Source organism: Streptomyces sp. R-07 (genome assembly GCF_049913175.1).
In the GTDB taxonomy this organism is placed as follows: domain Bacteria; phylum Actinomycetota; class Actinomycetes; order Streptomycetales; family Streptomycetaceae; genus Streptomyces.
In genome coordinates, this window is sequence record NZ_CP183978.1 from 3,774,185 (window position 1) to 3,789,114 (window position 14,930).

Sequence of the window (14,930 nt, forward strand, 5' to 3'; positions counted from 1 at the left end):
GCCGAGTACGTCGACCCCGTGCGTGGTGTGTGGCCGGTGCGGATGGATGAGCGCGGCCGGAGCCGTCACGGCTCCTCGCTCACCCTAGCTCGCGGCCTCAGAAGGGCGGCCGACTGCCGCTGCCCGTAGCCCGTTCCCGACCCGGCCCGACCGGATCACCGACCCGGGGGGACGCACGTAGCGGATGCGGTCGACCCGAGCTTCACCCGCGCGACCACCACATGCGTGGTGTCGACGAGGTCGGTGTCGAGGTGGTGAACCCGCCCTCATGTGGCTGAAGCCGAGCGGTCAGGGCCCGGCGCCCTTCCCTGCCGACGGCGCGATGCGCTATGCCTGCCTGACCCCCTAAGGAGGCCCTGGTGACCACGGCTCGGAACCCTCACGCATCGGGTACACCCGCGCAGATGACCCGCTTCGACGACATCTACGGCCGACCGGACCCACGTTCGTACTTCGCGACCCTGGGGCCATTGGACTATCAGGCACCCCATCACGCGCAGCGTCTCTTCCGCCGCCTTCTGCCTTTCGCCGGCTTTCCCGAGGGCCACGGTCGCCCGGCCGGTGAGGACGGCGTGCCGCAGGCCACGGTGCTGGACATCTGCTGTTCGTACGGCATCAACGCGGCCTTGCTCAACCACGACGTGACGCTCCAGGAGCTGTACGACCACTACACCTCACCGCAGGTCGCCCCGCTGACGACCGCCGAACTGATCGAGGAGGACCGCAGGTACTACGCGGCACGTCGCCGCACCGACGCCGTGCCCGTCATCGGCCTCGACATCTCCGCGCCGGCCATCGCCTACGCCCGCGCGGTCGGCCTGCTCGACGACGGATTCGCCGAGAACCTGGAGACCACCCCGCCCAGCCCGGCACTGCACCAGGCCACGCGCGGCACCCGCCTGATCACCGTGACCGGCGGGGCGACCTTCCTGTCCGCCCGCACCTTCCGGGCGCTCCTGAAAGGCAGGCAGGAGCCACCCTGGGTGGCCGCCCTCGCCCTGCGGACCGTCCCCTACGAGGACATCTCCGACGGCCTGACCGAGTTCGGCCTGACCACGCAGAAGGACACGTCCCGCACGTACCCGCAGAGGCGCTTCACCGACGCCGACGAACAGCGCTACGCCATCGCCGCGGTGTCCGCGGCCGGCGAAGACCCCCGCGGCAAGGAGACCGACGGCCACTTCCACACGGCCCTGCACCTGTCACGTCCCCTCGCGCACGCAGCCGCTCATCCGCTGCACACCCTGCTGCAAGACCCATAAGCCTCCACCGCTCACTTCGGGGCGGCGGTGCAGGCGCCCCCCAGGGGCCGGGCGCCGCCGGCCACCGCCCACCGCGCCGCTGAGAAGGGCGTGCCACAACGTGCCCGTAGAGGCGGTAACCGTCCTCAACAGCGGGCTCGCCAGCGAAACCCCAGGTCAGCGACCTGGGGCCCTGTGGTGTCCGGACCTTCTGGCGGGCCGGACCGAAATTCTGGCGTGAGACCGGCCGGTTCCTGTCACAACTCCCTTTCCCCGTCCGTCAGTGCGGTGAAGACACCGACAAGACGATGCGAAAGAGACCAGCCATGACGAACACCAACGCCTCCATCTCCCGCATGCCGAACCCGGGTGAGTTCGTGCCCGAGCTGGCCGACGTCAGCGCCGCGCTCTTCCGCGCCACGGGCAACCAGTCCGTACCCCGCACCACGATCAACCTCGTCCACCTGCGTGCCGGACAGATCGTCAACAACACCTACCTGACGGTCCTCAACACCAGCTTCCTGCGGAAGGCCGGCGAGTCCGAGGAGCGCATCACCGCCGTCGCCTCCTGGCAGGACGCGCCCTACTTCACCCCCGCGGAACGCGCCGCCCTCGCCCTGGTCGAGGCCACCCTCCAGCCGGCGCCGCACGGCCGGGAGCGCGTCACCGACGAGCTGTACGCCGAGGCGGCCGAGCACTACGACAACAAGGCGATGGCCACCCTGACCATCGCCATCGGCCAGATCAACTTCTTCATCGCCCTCGCTGTCATCGGCAAGCCCCAGCCCGTCACCTCCCTGGCCGACCAGCAGTGGGACCAGTAACCAGAGCCCCGCTTCGTCCAGCGCCTCCCGGCCTGGGCCTTGCGCAGGAAACGGGGCCGGCCCCACTCCAGCTCGCCGACCGCCGTGGCGCGCTCCGCGCCGAGGAGCAGCTCCGTCACGGCGTCACCGGCCGGCGGGGTGAGCCCAGAGCGGTCACCGACGGCAGCGGCTTCATCACCGCCTGGGGCGCGGGATTCGCCTTGAGGCGGGCACCGCGCACGCGCAGGCGCATACTGGCGGCAATGACAAAGCCAGGTGCACCGAAGCGCTATTTGCCCACCAGTCCCTTCAAGGCCCCGGTCACGCCGCCTCCGAGGCAGTTCGCCATAGGCGACCAGGTCACACACGACGTTCACGGCCTCGGCCGGGTCATCGGCATCGAGGCCGGGATCGCGGCGGTCGTGGACTTCGGCTCGACGCAGGAGCGGATCCTGAGTCCGTACGCCAAGATGAGCAAGCTGTAGGGCCCGCCGTGCCCGGTCACGGCACACCGGATCCGTTCATTGCCCCGCACCGAAAAGGAGCCCTCTCATCGACCTGACCTCACCGTTCTCCGCTCCGGAAGGGGCGCCCCACCGTGTCGCCGCAGCATCACCGCCTCCCACCACGAATCCCTTCCAGGCACCGGACTTCGGGGAGATCGAAACCTTCCTGCTCGACGAGGCGCCGGCGTCCGCCTTCGACATGAGTGCGGCTCGACGCGAGGCCGGCTAGACCTGGCCGGGAGGGTACGGCCCACGCAGGACACGTCATTCACGGGGGCGCGTTCCGCTACGGGTTCGTGGACTGCCGCGGGTGCGGCGAGCCGCTGGAGACCCCGGGTACGTCCTGGACGCACCCGGAGCCCCCGGAATCGGCTTCGAGAGGTACGTCTCCGCAGGTGTCCTCCTCGTGCGCCCCTGATGGAGGCGGCCCGCAGGAAGGGGAGCCGGGCTCCTTTCCTCCGGATGCCGCACCCGGGGAAGAATGAATACCTGTGTTCGCGGTCTGAGGATTGCGCCGGGCCCGCAGGGAGAGTTTTTACCGGCAACACGCAGGGGAAATTTTTCCACACGCACAGGCCGCGGCACCGTGCTACCTTCGAAGTCAGTTGCAGTTTTGGTACCCGAAAACTTCAAGCGCCTCCCGTCGGCCACAGGCCGCATGGAAGCGCTTTGTATTTACCGGTCATTTTCCGGGCAGGGCATCATCGCGGCGACACGGAGTCCGTACGGTACGGGCTCCTGCGTACTGCCCAAGGAGATATGACATGGCGACTGGCACCGTGAAGTGGTTCAACGCGGAAAAGGGTTTCGGCTTCATCGAGCAGGACGGTGGCGGCCCTGACGTGTTCGCCCACTTCTCGAACATCGCCGCCCAGGGCTTCCGCGAGCTTCAGGAAGGCCAGAAGGTCAGCTTCGACATCGCGCAGGGCCAGAAGGGCCCGACGGCCGAGAACATCGTTTCCGCCTGACGCCGGCGCACAAACCGTAGCTGGGGCCCGCATCCCTCGGGGTGCGGGCCCCAGCTGCATTGTTTTCACAGGGCTCCCGGTTCCACCCGCGCCGCCGCGACTTCTCTGCCTGCGCGCGCACCCGACAATTCTTTGTCCTGGAAAGAGCCGCTTGCTTTCTCATTTCGTTCGGCCCGTGCCTGTGATTCCCAGCGCTGTTCATCCGCCGGTGGAATTCCTCGATACGCGCCGTATCAAGGAAGGTTCCGCATGAACCCCACCCGTACGAACAGTCGTTCCTCCCGTGCCCGCCGCGACGGCGGCCGCGGGCACGGCTCCCCCGCCGGCTCGGGCCTGAGCGGCCGCTTCGGTGCGTCCGCCCCACGCCGATCGGGAGGTCCTGGGCGCTCCGGCGGAGGCGGCCGGCCGGCCCCGGTGCAGGGAGAGTTCGCCCCGCCGAAGACGGTCACCCCGGCGCTGCCCGCCGTCGAGACGTTCGCCGACCTCGACCTGCCGAGGGCCCTCCTGGCCACGCTCACCACGCAGGGCGTGTCCGTGCCGTTCCCCATCCAGGGCGCGACGCTGCCGAACTCCCTGGCGGGCCGTGACGTCCTGGGGCGCGGCCGGACCGGCTCCGGCAAGACCCTCGCCTTCGGCCTGGCCCTGCTGGCCCGCACCGCCGGGCAGCGGGCCGAGCCCCGACAGCCGCTCGCCCTGATCCTGGTCCCCACCCGGGAACTCGCCCAGCAGGTCACCGACGCCCTCACCCCCTACGCCCGCGCCGTGGCGCTGCGCCTGGCCACCGTCGTCGGCGGGATGCCGATCGGCCGGCAGGCACACGCACTGCGCGGCGGTGTCGAAGTCGTCGTGGCCACCCCGGGCCGCCTGAAGGACCTCATCGACCGCGGCGACTGCCGACTGGACCGGGTCGCGATCACCGTTCTGGACGAGGCCGACCAGATGGCCGACATGGGCTTCATGCCTCAGGTCACGGCGCTCCTGGACCAGGTCCGCCCCGAGGGTCAGCGGATGCTGTTCTCCGCGACGCTGGACCGCAACGTGGATCTCCTGGTCCGCCGCTACCTGACCGACCCCGTCGTCCACTCCGTGGACCCCTCCCAGGGCGCGGTCACCACGATGGAGCACCATGTCCTCCATGTGCACGGCGCCGACAAGCACCGGCTGACGACCGAGATCGCGGCGCGCGACGGCCGGGTGATCATGTTCCTGGACACCAAGCACGCGGTGGACCGCCTCACCGAGGACCTCCTCGACTGCGGTGTCCGGGCCGCCGCCCTGCACGGCGGGAAGTCGCAGCCGCAACGCACCCGCACCCTCGCCCAGTTCAAGACCGGGCACGTCACCGTCCTGGTCGCGACGAACGTCGCGGCGCGGGGCATCCACGTCGACCACCTCGACCTCGTCGTCAACGTGGACCCGCCGACCGACCACAAGGACTACCTCCACCGCGGCGGCCGTACCGCGCGGGCCGGTGAGTCCGGGAGCGTCGTCACCCTGGTCACACCCCAGCAGCGTCGCGGCATGACCCGCCTCATGACCGCCGCCGGGATCGTGCCCCGTACCACCCAGGTCCGTTCCGGCGAGGAGGAGCTCCGCCGGATCACGGGCGCCCAGACCCCGTCCGGCATCCGCGTGACGATCACCCCGCCGCCCTCCGAGCGGAGCAAGCGCGGCGCGACCTCTCGCGGACGGCGCAGCTCTGCCTCGGCCGCCCGACGCGGCAGCGGGCGACGGCCCGCCGTCGACGCGGCGGCCTGAGCCCCACGTGATTCGGAAATCGCCCCATCCCCGCAGGAGGTACGTCGTGACACCGCTCCAGACGCAGCCCCGCTCGACCTCTCCCTTTCCCGCGTCCAGGACGGTGATCGACGCCATGGACATGGGAGGACTGGAGGTCTGGGACGACATGACCGTCGAGGTGGCCCTGGCCGTCATGGCCGGCGCCCGCGCCGGACGCCTGCTCGTCTGCGACGCCGACGGCCTGTACACCGGACTGGTCACCCCGGCCCAGCTGACCGCCGTCCGCGACGGCCCCGCCTACACGGACCGCCTCCGGCTGCGCGACCTGCCCGGCGACGGCGCGCCGCCCGCCGAGCACGTCGGGCGCCACGTCCGGCTCCCCGCCCCGTGCGTCATGGACGAACGGGGCGGCACCCCGGACGCCCCCGGGCCTGTCCTCGCCCTCGTCTGAACCGCCGCACCCTCGCGGAAAACCGCTCTCTTCCTCTCCCTCGTCTTCGCCCCGCCGGTCATCCGGCGGGGCGAAGTGCGTTCCCGACGGCACCACGGCGGCCGGATCGGCAACCTCTCTGTCGGACATCTGAAAATCTATACCGGCCGAAGTAGACATTGGGTTCCAGCGTGGGTATGGTTTCTCTCGTAACCCAGAGAGACAATGAGGCTCGGCAGAGACGAACTGCCAGCCGGCCATACATGCAGTCGCAGTACGCAGGACGGTGCGGCGGTGGAGTTTCGAAGCCAGGGTTGTTGCAGGACGGCGACGGGACTGACGGCCGGACCGGGTGGCCCGCAGTGTTCAGGGGCCGCCGGAGTGGGACCGCAGTGGTGCTGCCAGAGGCCACAGTGCGGTTCGCATCACCAGCAGTACGCAGTGGAGCAGTACCAGCAGTACGTAGTACCCCGTTGATCACCGAGGAAGAACGGAGGAACCCGCGCCATCAGGATCGCCCGGGCGGAGTTATCGCGTCCGGGTACCGCAGGACATCGATAGTGAGGTGGTCTCCGGTCAAGAAGCCGCGATCCCCGCGCCCCCGACAGCAGCCGGGTCGGGGCGGCGGATACAGAAGGCCGGCGCTGTGTCAGGGCCGGCAGATGGTGTAGTAGTTCCTTCGGGGCCCTGGTGCCGTACGGCACCAGGGCCCCTCGACGCGTTTCGCAGAGAGGTGCAAATGACAGCAGACGACTCGTACGACCGTCTCGACGACGACGACTACCCCGCCTACACGATGGGCCGGGCCGCCGAAATGATCGGCACCACTCAGAGCTTCCTCCGCGCCATCGGCGAAGCCCGCCTGATCACCCCGCTGCGCTCCGAGGGCGGCCACCGCCGCTACTCCCGCTACCAGCTGCGCATCGCCGCCCGCGCCCGGGAACTCGTCGACCAGGGCACCCCCATCGAGGCCGCCTGCCGCATCATCGTCCTGGAAGACCAGCTCGAAGAGGCCCAGCGCATCAACGCCGAGTACCGCCGCGCAGCGACTCAGCAGCCCGATCACCCCGCTGCCGACTGAAGCGGCTTCGGGCCGATCGGTGGGCACGGCGTCGCAGGCGAGGCGCCCTGCGATCACCGCCGGGCAGCGACCGGACGGGCCTTCGGCCCTCCCCCTTCACAGTCGAACCCGCCGGCTCGAACGGGCGGGCAGGCGGTACGCCGCTACCCGCCCGCGCCGCCCCGAGAACGGCGCGCCCCACGCCCCCCGCGAAGTGCCGACCCAATGGGCGTCGCCGCCGCACAGCGGGGAACCGCGTTCGGGTCGCCGCGCTCGATGATCACCGGCCTCCCCACCTCGCGCGCCGCGCAGCGTCACACGAAGAGGAACGCGGCGGCGGTGGCCGCGCCCAGGGAGGCTCCGGCGATCGTCTGGGCCGGCGTGTGGTACTTCAGCGCGACCCGGGACCAGCACACGGCGGCCGTGAGGGCGTAGGCGAGCAGCCACCACGGCGAGTGCACCACGGACAGCAGCGTGACCACCGCAGAGGCCACCGCGGAGTCCACCGAGATCTTCCAGACGGTGTTCACCGCGAGCAGTCCGATGGTCATCACCCACAGGGCGAGCATCGCGACCAGGATGGGCGTGGGTGCCCCGCCCAGGAGCATGACCACCGACCCGGTGCCGATGGAACCGAGGATGACGAAGAAGATCGGCGCCCGCTGGGTGCGATCGACCACATGACGGTCGCCCCAAGTGCCGCGCTTGCGCTCCCAGTCGATGTAGCCGGCCGGGATCAGCCCGGCGCACAGAGCACCCAGCAGACCCCACAGGAGGCCGGTCCAGTGACCGTCCGCCGCGGCCAGGCCGATCCCGAGCATGCCCGCGAGCAGGACGTTGCGGGGCTGCAGGACGTCGGTGACGATCCGGGCCGCGGTGGTGACCGCCGTACCCTCGGCTTCGTCGTTCGCGGTGCGGCTCACGCGCTGTGCTCCGGGCAGGACCGCAGGACGGCGCGGGTCCGCTGTTCCGGGATGGCCTTGTACGCCGCGGCCACCCGTACCAGCCAGGCGACCTCGTCGTCCTGGTCCGTGGCCTGCTTGGTCTCGAAGGCGGCGGCCTTCCCGGCGGGCGCGCCCTCGGCCTTGGCGACCAGGGCCGCCTTGATCCAGTACGCGTCGGCGAGCGAGCCTGCCTTCCCGGCGTCCGTGCCCTCGCTGGCGGCGGCCTCCTTGGCGGCGGCCAGCAGGCTGTCGGGCACGTAGTGACGCAGCTTCTCGACCGCGTCCGCGATGTCGGCCGCCCAGCGGTCGACCCGCAGGTCCGCGGGCGTGTCGAAGCGGGTCAGCTCCCGGGCCAGCGAGGCCGGCGGGGCGAAGGGCTGGTCGGGGAACGCCGTCATCAGCTCGCGCCACAGCGGATGCAGGTTCACCTGGGCCCGCCACAGCCGTGCCCGCCGCCAGCCCTTGCTGAAGGCGGGGATGGAGGCACCGACCGCGAAGAACGCGAAGAGGACCAGCTGCGCGGCCTCGGTGGCCTCGTCGAAGGTCAGCGCGAAGCTCTGGCTGGGCCGGTCGACCACGCTGATCCACAGGAACAGGGTCCGGCTGAGGGTGTAGCCGACCCCGATGAACATCGCGACGGTCATCATGCCGAGGCCCACCCGGAGGTGGAGCAGGCGGGCGTCGGCCGTGGCCAGGGCCCACTGATAGGCGCAGACGGCGGACGCGGCGCCCAAGTACAGGTAGAAGACGCTCATGTAGAGCGTGGCGCCCCACTGGCCGGCGTGTTCGGCCACGAACCGGTCCGCGGGGACCGAGCGGTCCACCACCGTGAAGAAGAGCACGGTCAGGAGGACGAGGGTGACCACGGAGGCCTTGGTGGCCACCTGCTGAATCAGTCGGGCGAACCGGACGTGGCGGGGGATCGGCCCGCCCTCCGGGAAGTGACCGTAGATGGCGACGATGTAGCTGAGGATCGCCAGGATGGCGATGGTGGACGTGTAGTGCTTGATCAGCACCGCGAGGTCCACGACGGGGCTGTTGTTGAGGCCTATTCGGACCACGTGGGTCTTGGTCCACAGGGCGATGGCGAAGCCCGCGTAGCAGCCCCACAGGGCGCGGCGGCGCTTGTCCTCCTCGTCGCCCCAGAGTGCGGCCGGCATGCGCCACAGGGCGACGGCGGTCATCAGACCGGCGATGAGGTAGCCGGCGAGGTCGAGCGCGGTCACGTGAGTTCCTCGGGGGTGGGGGGTGTGTTCTGCGAGTGGGGGGTGTGGGGTGTTCCGTGGGGCGGGGGTGTTTTACGACGTGGGGGTGGTGGTGCTACGAGCGGCGGAAGAAGCCGCGGCGTCTGTGGGCGACGGGCCGGGAGAGCGAGTTGGCCAGCCGTCCGACCATGTCGTCGCTGGTCACGTCCCTGGCCATGCGCGGGATGAGGGAGGCGCCGAACTCGGCGACCCGTTCGTCGTGCGTGTCGTACTGGGCACGGGCCTGGACGGTATCGGAGGAGAGCACCCGTTTGATCAGCGAGGTGTCGAACACCGGCAGCAGCTTGCGCAGCTGGTCCGCGTCGAGGCTGGTGCCGTGGTCGAACCACTCGTGGCACAGCTCGTGCAGGATCACGTGCTGGGTCTGGTACGCGGTGGGGCGGCGCCGGTAGAGCACGTAACTGGTCGTACCGGACTTCAGCCGCAGGCCGCAGGCCGCGTTCACCCGCGCCAGTCGTTCGGGCAGTTCCTGGAGGACGATGGTCCGGCCGCGGGCCGCCTCCATGTTCGCCACCAGGCCTTCGATGGTGAAGGGGGACGGTATGGGAAGGTCGGCCAGGCCGGCTTCACACTCTTTGCGCAGTTCACGCAGGGACATTGAGGCCTCTTGGTCGTCGACACGCGTGTGCGACATGCGGTCCGCGAGTCTAGCCAACGCCGGTCCCGCACACGGAAGCGCGTACGCCCACTCCGCGGCCCCTCGTCCGACAAGCCACCGGCCCCCGTCCTCAGCCCGCCTGTCCCTCGTCCTCCGCGCCTTCGGGCCGCTGCTGGGTCTTGGTCTCCGCGAGCAGGGAGAGCGCGAACTCCAGCAGTTCGGCCGGAAGACCGTCGTCGTCGACACCCCGGCCCGCCACGCCGCTGATCTCGCCGGTACGCCGCTTGGCGAGGAACTGGAGCCCGGCGACCACGTCGCCGACGACCTCCGACTCCTCCTTGAAGAACCGCCAGTCCACGCCGAAGCCGAGACCGAGCGCCTTGAGGATCTCCTCGGAGGGCTGGGTGACCTTCCCGGCCAGGATGTTCGAGAAGTAGCTGTGGGAGAGGGAGCCGCCGCGCTCCTTGACCAGCTCGGCGAAGGTCCGCCCGGACACCTTCTGGCCGGGGAAGGTCTTCTCCAGCATGTACTCGACCTTCTGCCGCAGCGACTGCAGCTCGGGCACGTGTTCTTCGCCGATGTCCATCCGGTTACCTACGTTCGCATCATGCGCCGGCGCAAGTGCCGGGCTTGCGCAAACACTCTACGTCACTGTTAACTACAAAAAACACGGCCAGGGGACCACAGGGGAGTCCCCTGGCCGTGTGAACATTCGCGCTCCGATTTCCGCCCGGCGTCGACCTGAGGGCGCAGCCCTCGGTCGACCTGAGGGCGCGTCCTCCGGTCGGCCCGAGGTGCAGCCGGTCGACCTAAGGGTGTAGCCCTTCGCGACGGGGGATGCGCGAAGGGCTACACCCTTGCAGTATGCCAGCCACTCAAGGGCCGCTCCACAGTGCGCCCCTGACGCCTCGGGGCTTCGCCGACAGCCCGGGGCGTCAGGGCCGTCTGGACCACCCTTGTCGCGGCGGACCCTGCCACATGGTGGGCTGAGGTCGGGCGGGGTGCCCGACAAGCCGATCTCCCTGGGCGGCCGGAACATGACCACGACCATGATCATCACCGTGCTGGCGATCGCCGCGGCCCTCGCCGTCGGCCTGTTCGCCAACCAGGTCCGCCGTCGCCGTCGCACGGGCGACGAGGAGGACGGCGAGGCGTCCGTCAGCGATCTGATCAGTCCCCTGGAGACGCTCGCCGTCCTCCTCGTCGCCTTCGTCATCGTCGTGGCGGCCGAGTCGTACGGCTCCGCCGCCACGGCCGTCGAGGCCGAGGCCAGCCGGGTGGACCAGCTCTACGAGGTGGCCGACTACGCCCCGGAGCCCCAGCGCGAACGGCTCCAGGCCGCCGCCGTCTGCTACTCGCGCGCCATCCAGACCGCGGAGTGGCCCCTCATGGCCGAGGGCGGTGCGAAGTCCCCGGCCGCGTCCGTGTGGTCCACCGACTTCCGTACCCACTTCAAGGAGCTCGCCCACAGGGGCGACGCGACCTTCGCCCTCCTCGTCCAGGCCGACGACGAACGCTCCAAGGCCCGGCAGGCCCGGATCTCCGAGGCGAGCCCGGCCATCCCCCCGTTCGTCTACTGGTTCATGGTCGTGGCCCTGGCCGCCACCGTCGGCGCCTTCGCCTTCGGCCTCCCCCTCAACCGCGGGCCCTCGCACCTCGCCCTCCTGTGCGTGCTGGCCGTGCTGTTCACGGGATCCCTGCTCCTGATCGAGGACATCGACACCCCCTTCTCGGGCCAGATCCGGATCACCAGCGAGACCATGCAGCACGCCGCCGAGGACATCTCCGAGGACTTCGCCACCGACCACCCCACCGGCACGCTCCCGTGCGACACGGACGGAAACCGGAAGGCGACCTGATCCTTCATCCACCCGATACCGCGATCTCGTGGCGCCAAGACGCCCCCTGGGCGAGGACGAGGCGACGTGGAAGCCCCCTCGACCGTATGAACTCGGACACGTTCACAGTGCGTCGAGTTCGGACAGGGACTCCACGTCGAGGCGGAGATCGGCCGCCGCGATGTTGTCCTCCACATGGGCCACCGACGAGGTGCCGGGGATCAGGAGGACCGCCGGTGACCTGGCCATCGTCCAGGCGAGTTTGACCCGGGCCGGGGTGGCTCCGTGCCGGGCGGCGATCCGGGCGAGTGGTTCGGTCGGTTCGGGACGACCCAGGGTCTCCAGGGAGAAGAAGGGCACGAACGCGATGCCCTGCCGGGTGCAGGCGTCGAGGACGTCCGGGTTCCGGCGGTGGAAGAGGCCGTACATGTTCTGCACCGCCGCCACCGGGGCGATTCGCTGCGCCGTGGCGAGCAGGCCGGTGGTGGTGTTGCTGAGGCCGAGGTGCCGGATCAGGCCCTCCTCCCGCAGGGCGGCGAGCGCGCCGAACCGCTCGGCGACCGTCTCGTCGTCGTCCTCGTGCAGACGCAGGTAGACGAGGTCGAGGTGGTCCCGTCCGAGTTCCCGCAGCGTGCGGTGGACTCCCGCGACGAGTTCGCGGGGGCCGGCCGGTGCGCCCCAGCTGCCGTCGGAGTGCCGGACGGGGCCGACTTTGGCCGCCAGGACCAGGTCCTCGGAGTAGGGGTGCAGGACGCGGCGGATCAAGCCGTTGGCCGAGAGCCCGCCGTGGAAATAGAACCAGGCGGTGTCGATGTGGTTCACCCCGAGCTCGACGGCCCGCCTCAGCACGGCAGCCGACGTCTCGGGATCGTTCGCGGGACCGGCGATCTCACGGGCCGGCAGCCGCATGGCGCCGAACCCCATGCGGGCGACGGGAAGGTCCCCGCCGAGGAGGAAGGTGGAGGACGGGTTCTCAAGGGGTGCGGTCATGTCCCCGATCCTCGGGATCGCCCGCGACGGAGGCCAACGGCTGGCAGCTTGGTGCCATGACGACGGAAGGCATCGTGACGCTCCGGGGAGAGGCCGAGCTGGTACGGCGCGCGGGCGCCCTCTTCGACGGTGCACGGCGGGAGTTCCTCTGCGCCGCCGGGGAACCCGGAACCTGGTCGGCAGCGGCCCGGAACGCCCGCCGCACCCCTGTACCGGGCCTTGTCGTCCGCAAGTTGTACGGCCCCGGCGTCCTCCAGGGCCCTGGAGGACGGGAGTTGCTCACACACCTCGTCGACGCCGGCGTGGAGATACGGATCTCACCCGCGCCCCCGGCCCACGAGGCGATCGTCATCGACCGGCGCCTCGCCGTGCTGGCGGGCCCGCGGTCCGCCGCGGGGGAACCCCGTACGTACAGCGTCGTCCAGGAGCCGGACGTCGTGGCCGGCGTGCGCGCCCTGTTCGAGACGGCCTGGGAGACCGCGACCGATCTCGCGACGTACCGTCGCGCTCCCCTTCCCCGTCTCGGCGAGGCGGAGCGGGCCGTACTGCGGTCCCTGGCCGCCGGCCACACCGACGAGACGGCTTCCCGCCTGCTCGGAGTCTCCCTGCGCACCTACCGGCGCCGGGTCGCCGCCCTCATGACCGCCCTGGACGCCCGCTCCCGTTTTCAGGCCGGGCTGCGAGCCCGCGAGATCCTCGGGCGGCACCCGGACGCCTGACCTGGTGCCCCGCCGAGAAAGGCCAGTACCTGCATGTCCGTCGCCCAGCGCAACGAGCGGTCGGCCGACGGCGGACTCACCTGGCGGCTCCACCAGGAGGTCAGCGCCCGACGCCGGTGAGGGGCTCCGGCGGCATCGGTCAGGATTCGAGAAGCACCGGACGGGCCGCCGGAACTAGCGTCTTCGACATGACCTCACTCGCGCTCCTCACCCTCGAAGTCGCCGACCTCACGGCCGCCGAAACCTTCTACGCCGCCTCCGGCCTCGGCGCCCACGTGCGCCTGCGCGCCGCCTCGGACGAGCCCTCGGACGGGTTCCGCGGCTTCTCCGTGTCCCTCACGGTGGCGCAGCCGGCCGACGTCCGCGCCCTCGTCGAGGCCGCCGCGGACGCCGGGGCCACCGTCCTGAAGCCGGCCACGAAGTCCTTCTGGGGCTACGGCGGCGTCGTACGGGCCCCGGACGGGACGATCTGGAAGTTCGCCTCCTCGGAGAAGAAGGACACCGGCCCCGCCACCGGGCGCGTCGACCGGGTCGTGCTCCTCCTGGGGACGACGGACATGGCCGCCACCCGGGAGTTCTACGTCGGGCAGGGCCTCACCGTGGCGAAGAGCTTCGGCCGCAAGTACGTCGAGTTCGCCGGTGCCGAGGGCGCCGTCACGCTCGCCCTGTACCCCCGCAAGGGCCTCGCCAAGGACGTCGGCGTCGCCGTCGACGGCACCGGTTCCCACCGGATCGCCCTCGGCGGCGACGGCGACGGCTCCTTCACCGACCCCGACGGGTTCGCCTGGGAGCCCGCGGCGCTCACGACCCCGCGCTGACCCCCCGTACCCGCTCGCGGAAGGCGTCCACGAAGGCACGGACCCGGGCGCACTCCCCGGTCGTCGGCCACAGGAAGCCGTACTCGACGGGCGGGGCGTCGTCGAAGGGGACCCAGGCCACGTCGGGGCGGGCGTAGTAGTGCTCCGCCTCCACGCAGGCCGGCGAGACGCCCCGGCCGAGACCGACGAGGTTCAGGACCTCCGTCCAGTACGTCGGGGCCGGGCCGTGCGCGATGGCCGCGCCCCCCGGCGTCCGCCGCGGGTAGTGATGGTCGAGCCAGTGCTGCGGTACGGCCTCCCCGGCCACGGTGATGAGCGTCGCCTCCGCCAGGTCCTCCAGCGACACGGACGCACGGCGGGCGAAGGGGTGCCCGGCCGGGACCATCAGGGCCCGGGGCTGGGACAGGACGAGCGGGCCGACCGTGAGATCGGGTTCGTCGACAGGGAGCTCGGTGACCTGGACGTCGACCTGGCCGCTCCTGATCGGCCCGAAGGGGTCGTAGAGCTGCACCTCCCGGATCTCGACCTCGCAGTCCGGGTGGCGCCCGCGGAACGTGTCGGCGGCCTTCAGCAGGATCTCGGCGACCATCGGGCTCGAATAGCCGACGCGCAGCAGCCCCGTCATGCCCCGGCCCATCGCCATCGCGCGGTCGACGGCGCGCAGCAGCTGCTCCTGGGCCGGGATCAGGTCCTCCCGCAGCTGTCGTCCGACCGCGGTCAGTGCGACGTGCCGGCTGGTGCGCTCGAACAGCGGCACCCCGATGCGGCGTTCGAGCTTCTTGATGGTCTGGCTGACCCTCCCCTGGGCCAGGCCGAGCCGCTCCGAGGTGCGCCGGAAGTGCAGCTCCTCGGCCAATGCGAGGAAGACCTCGATCTCGTGTCGCTCCACCGCGGCGGCCCCCCATGCCTTCATCGGTGAGTCTCGTTCACCGATCGTAGACGAGATCGATCTTGTTCGGCCGGAGCGTCCGTCCGAGAGTGGTGACTCCCCCCACGAGCGCCAACCCTCC

General features: G+C 70.7%; 16 protein-coding genes. 10 read left to right on the forward strand and 6 right to left on the reverse strand.

Annotation, left to right across the window (positions count from 1 at the left end):
* The first annotated feature begins 404 nt into the window (after nt 1–404).
* The 7 genes from ACN9M0_RS17160 (at nt 405) to ACN9M0_RS17190 (ending at nt 6,769) form a co-directional block, all read left to right on the forward strand.
* Complete coding sequence (locus ACN9M0_RS17160) at nt 405–1,262, forward strand: hypothetical protein (protein WP_426403848.1); 858 nt, start codon at nt 405–407, stop codon at nt 1,260–1,262.
* A 305-nt stretch (nt 1,263–1,567) separates the two neighbouring features.
* On the forward strand, nt 1,568–2,065 hold the full coding sequence (locus ACN9M0_RS17165; RefSeq protein ID WP_366037387.1) for a carboxymuconolactone decarboxylase family protein: 498 nt from the start codon (nt 1,568–1,570) through the stop codon (nt 2,063–2,065).
* Between the two features lie 242 nt (nt 2,066–2,307).
* Nucleotides 2,308–2,529, forward strand: a complete 222-nt coding sequence (locus ACN9M0_RS17170; RefSeq protein ID WP_366037386.1) for a hypothetical protein — start codon at nt 2,308–2,310, stop codon at nt 2,527–2,529.
* Nucleotides 2,530–3,314: 785 nt separating this feature from the next.
* The gene (locus ACN9M0_RS17175) at nt 3,315–3,518 is read left to right on the forward strand and encodes a cold-shock protein (RefSeq protein WP_030323642.1); all 204 of its coding nucleotides are present in this window, start codon (nt 3,315–3,317) and stop codon (nt 3,516–3,518) included.
* 249 nt (nt 3,519–3,767) lie between these two features.
* A complete protein-coding gene (locus tag ACN9M0_RS17180) occupies nt 3,768–5,276 on the forward strand; it encodes a DEAD/DEAH box helicase (RefSeq protein WP_366037385.1) in 1,509 nt (502 codons plus the stop codon).
* Nucleotides 5,277–5,322: 46 nt separating this feature from the next.
* Nucleotides 5,323–5,709 carry a CBS domain-containing protein gene (locus tag ACN9M0_RS17185; protein ID WP_426403849.1) on the forward strand — a complete coding sequence of 129 codons (387 nt, stop codon included), beginning with the start codon at nt 5,323–5,325 and terminating at the stop codon, nt 5,707–5,709.
* A 718-nt stretch (nt 5,710–6,427) separates the two neighbouring features.
* On the forward strand, nt 6,428–6,769 hold the full coding sequence (locus ACN9M0_RS17190) for a MerR family transcriptional regulator (protein ID WP_366037383.1): 342 nt from the start codon (nt 6,428–6,430) through the stop codon (nt 6,767–6,769).
* A 293-nt stretch (nt 6,770–7,062) separates the two neighbouring features.
* Here ACN9M0_RS17190 and ACN9M0_RS17195 read toward each other — a convergent pair whose 3' ends face one another.
* From ACN9M0_RS17195 to ACN9M0_RS17210, 4 genes are all read right to left on the reverse strand, one after another.
* Nucleotides 7,063–7,569 (reverse strand): hypothetical protein, encoded by a 507-nt coding sequence (locus tag ACN9M0_RS17195; protein ID WP_426405308.1) that lies wholly within the window; start codon nt 7,567–7,569, stop codon nt 7,063–7,065.
* 98 nt (nt 7,570–7,667) lie between these two features.
* Nucleotides 7,668–8,918: an MAB_1171c family putative transporter gene (locus tag ACN9M0_RS17200; protein ID WP_366037382.1), complete on the reverse strand. Its 1,251-nt coding sequence runs from the start codon at nt 8,916–8,918 to the stop codon at nt 7,668–7,670.
* 94 nt (nt 8,919–9,012) lie between these two features.
* Nucleotides 9,013–9,555, reverse strand: coding sequence for a toxin (locus ACN9M0_RS17205; protein ID WP_366037438.1), 543 nt, complete (start codon nt 9,553–9,555; stop codon nt 9,013–9,015).
* Between the two features lie 130 nt (nt 9,556–9,685).
* Nucleotides 9,686–10,141 carry a hypothetical protein gene (locus ACN9M0_RS17210; RefSeq protein ID WP_366037381.1) on the reverse strand — a complete coding sequence of 152 codons (456 nt, stop codon included), beginning with the start codon at nt 10,139–10,141 and terminating at the stop codon, nt 9,686–9,688.
* Nucleotides 10,142–10,556: 415 nt separating this feature from the next.
* On the opposite strand from ACN9M0_RS17210, the gene ACN9M0_RS17215 reads away from it, so the two are divergent.
* Nucleotides 10,557–11,414, forward strand: coding sequence for a hypothetical protein (locus tag ACN9M0_RS17215; RefSeq protein WP_399696165.1), 858 nt, complete (start codon nt 10,557–10,559; stop codon nt 11,412–11,414).
* Between the two features lie 102 nt (nt 11,415–11,516).
* Here the strand turns inward: ACN9M0_RS17215 and ACN9M0_RS17220 are convergent, their stop codons facing one another.
* A complete protein-coding gene (locus ACN9M0_RS17220) occupies nt 11,517–12,383 on the reverse strand; it encodes an aldo/keto reductase (protein WP_399696166.1) in 867 nt (288 codons plus the stop codon).
* 56 nt (nt 12,384–12,439) lie between these two features.
* Here ACN9M0_RS17220 and ACN9M0_RS17225 point away from each other — a divergent pair, with 56 nt between their 5' ends.
* Nucleotides 12,440–13,102, forward strand: coding sequence for a helix-turn-helix transcriptional regulator (locus ACN9M0_RS17225; RefSeq protein ID WP_399696167.1), 663 nt, complete (start codon nt 12,440–12,442; stop codon nt 13,100–13,102).
* Nucleotides 13,103–13,290: 188 nt separating this feature from the next.
* Nucleotides 13,291–13,920 carry a glyoxalase gene (locus ACN9M0_RS17230; protein WP_366037377.1) on the forward strand — a complete coding sequence of 210 codons (630 nt, stop codon included), beginning with the start codon at nt 13,291–13,293 and terminating at the stop codon, nt 13,918–13,920.
* Here ACN9M0_RS17230 and ACN9M0_RS17235 read toward each other — a convergent pair.
* A complete protein-coding gene (locus tag ACN9M0_RS17235) occupies nt 13,904–14,833 on the reverse strand; it encodes a LysR family transcriptional regulator (protein WP_426403850.1) in 930 nt (309 codons plus the stop codon). The genes ACN9M0_RS17230 and ACN9M0_RS17235 overlap by 17 nt on opposite strands.
* Nucleotides 14,834–14,930: the final 97 nt, after the last annotated feature.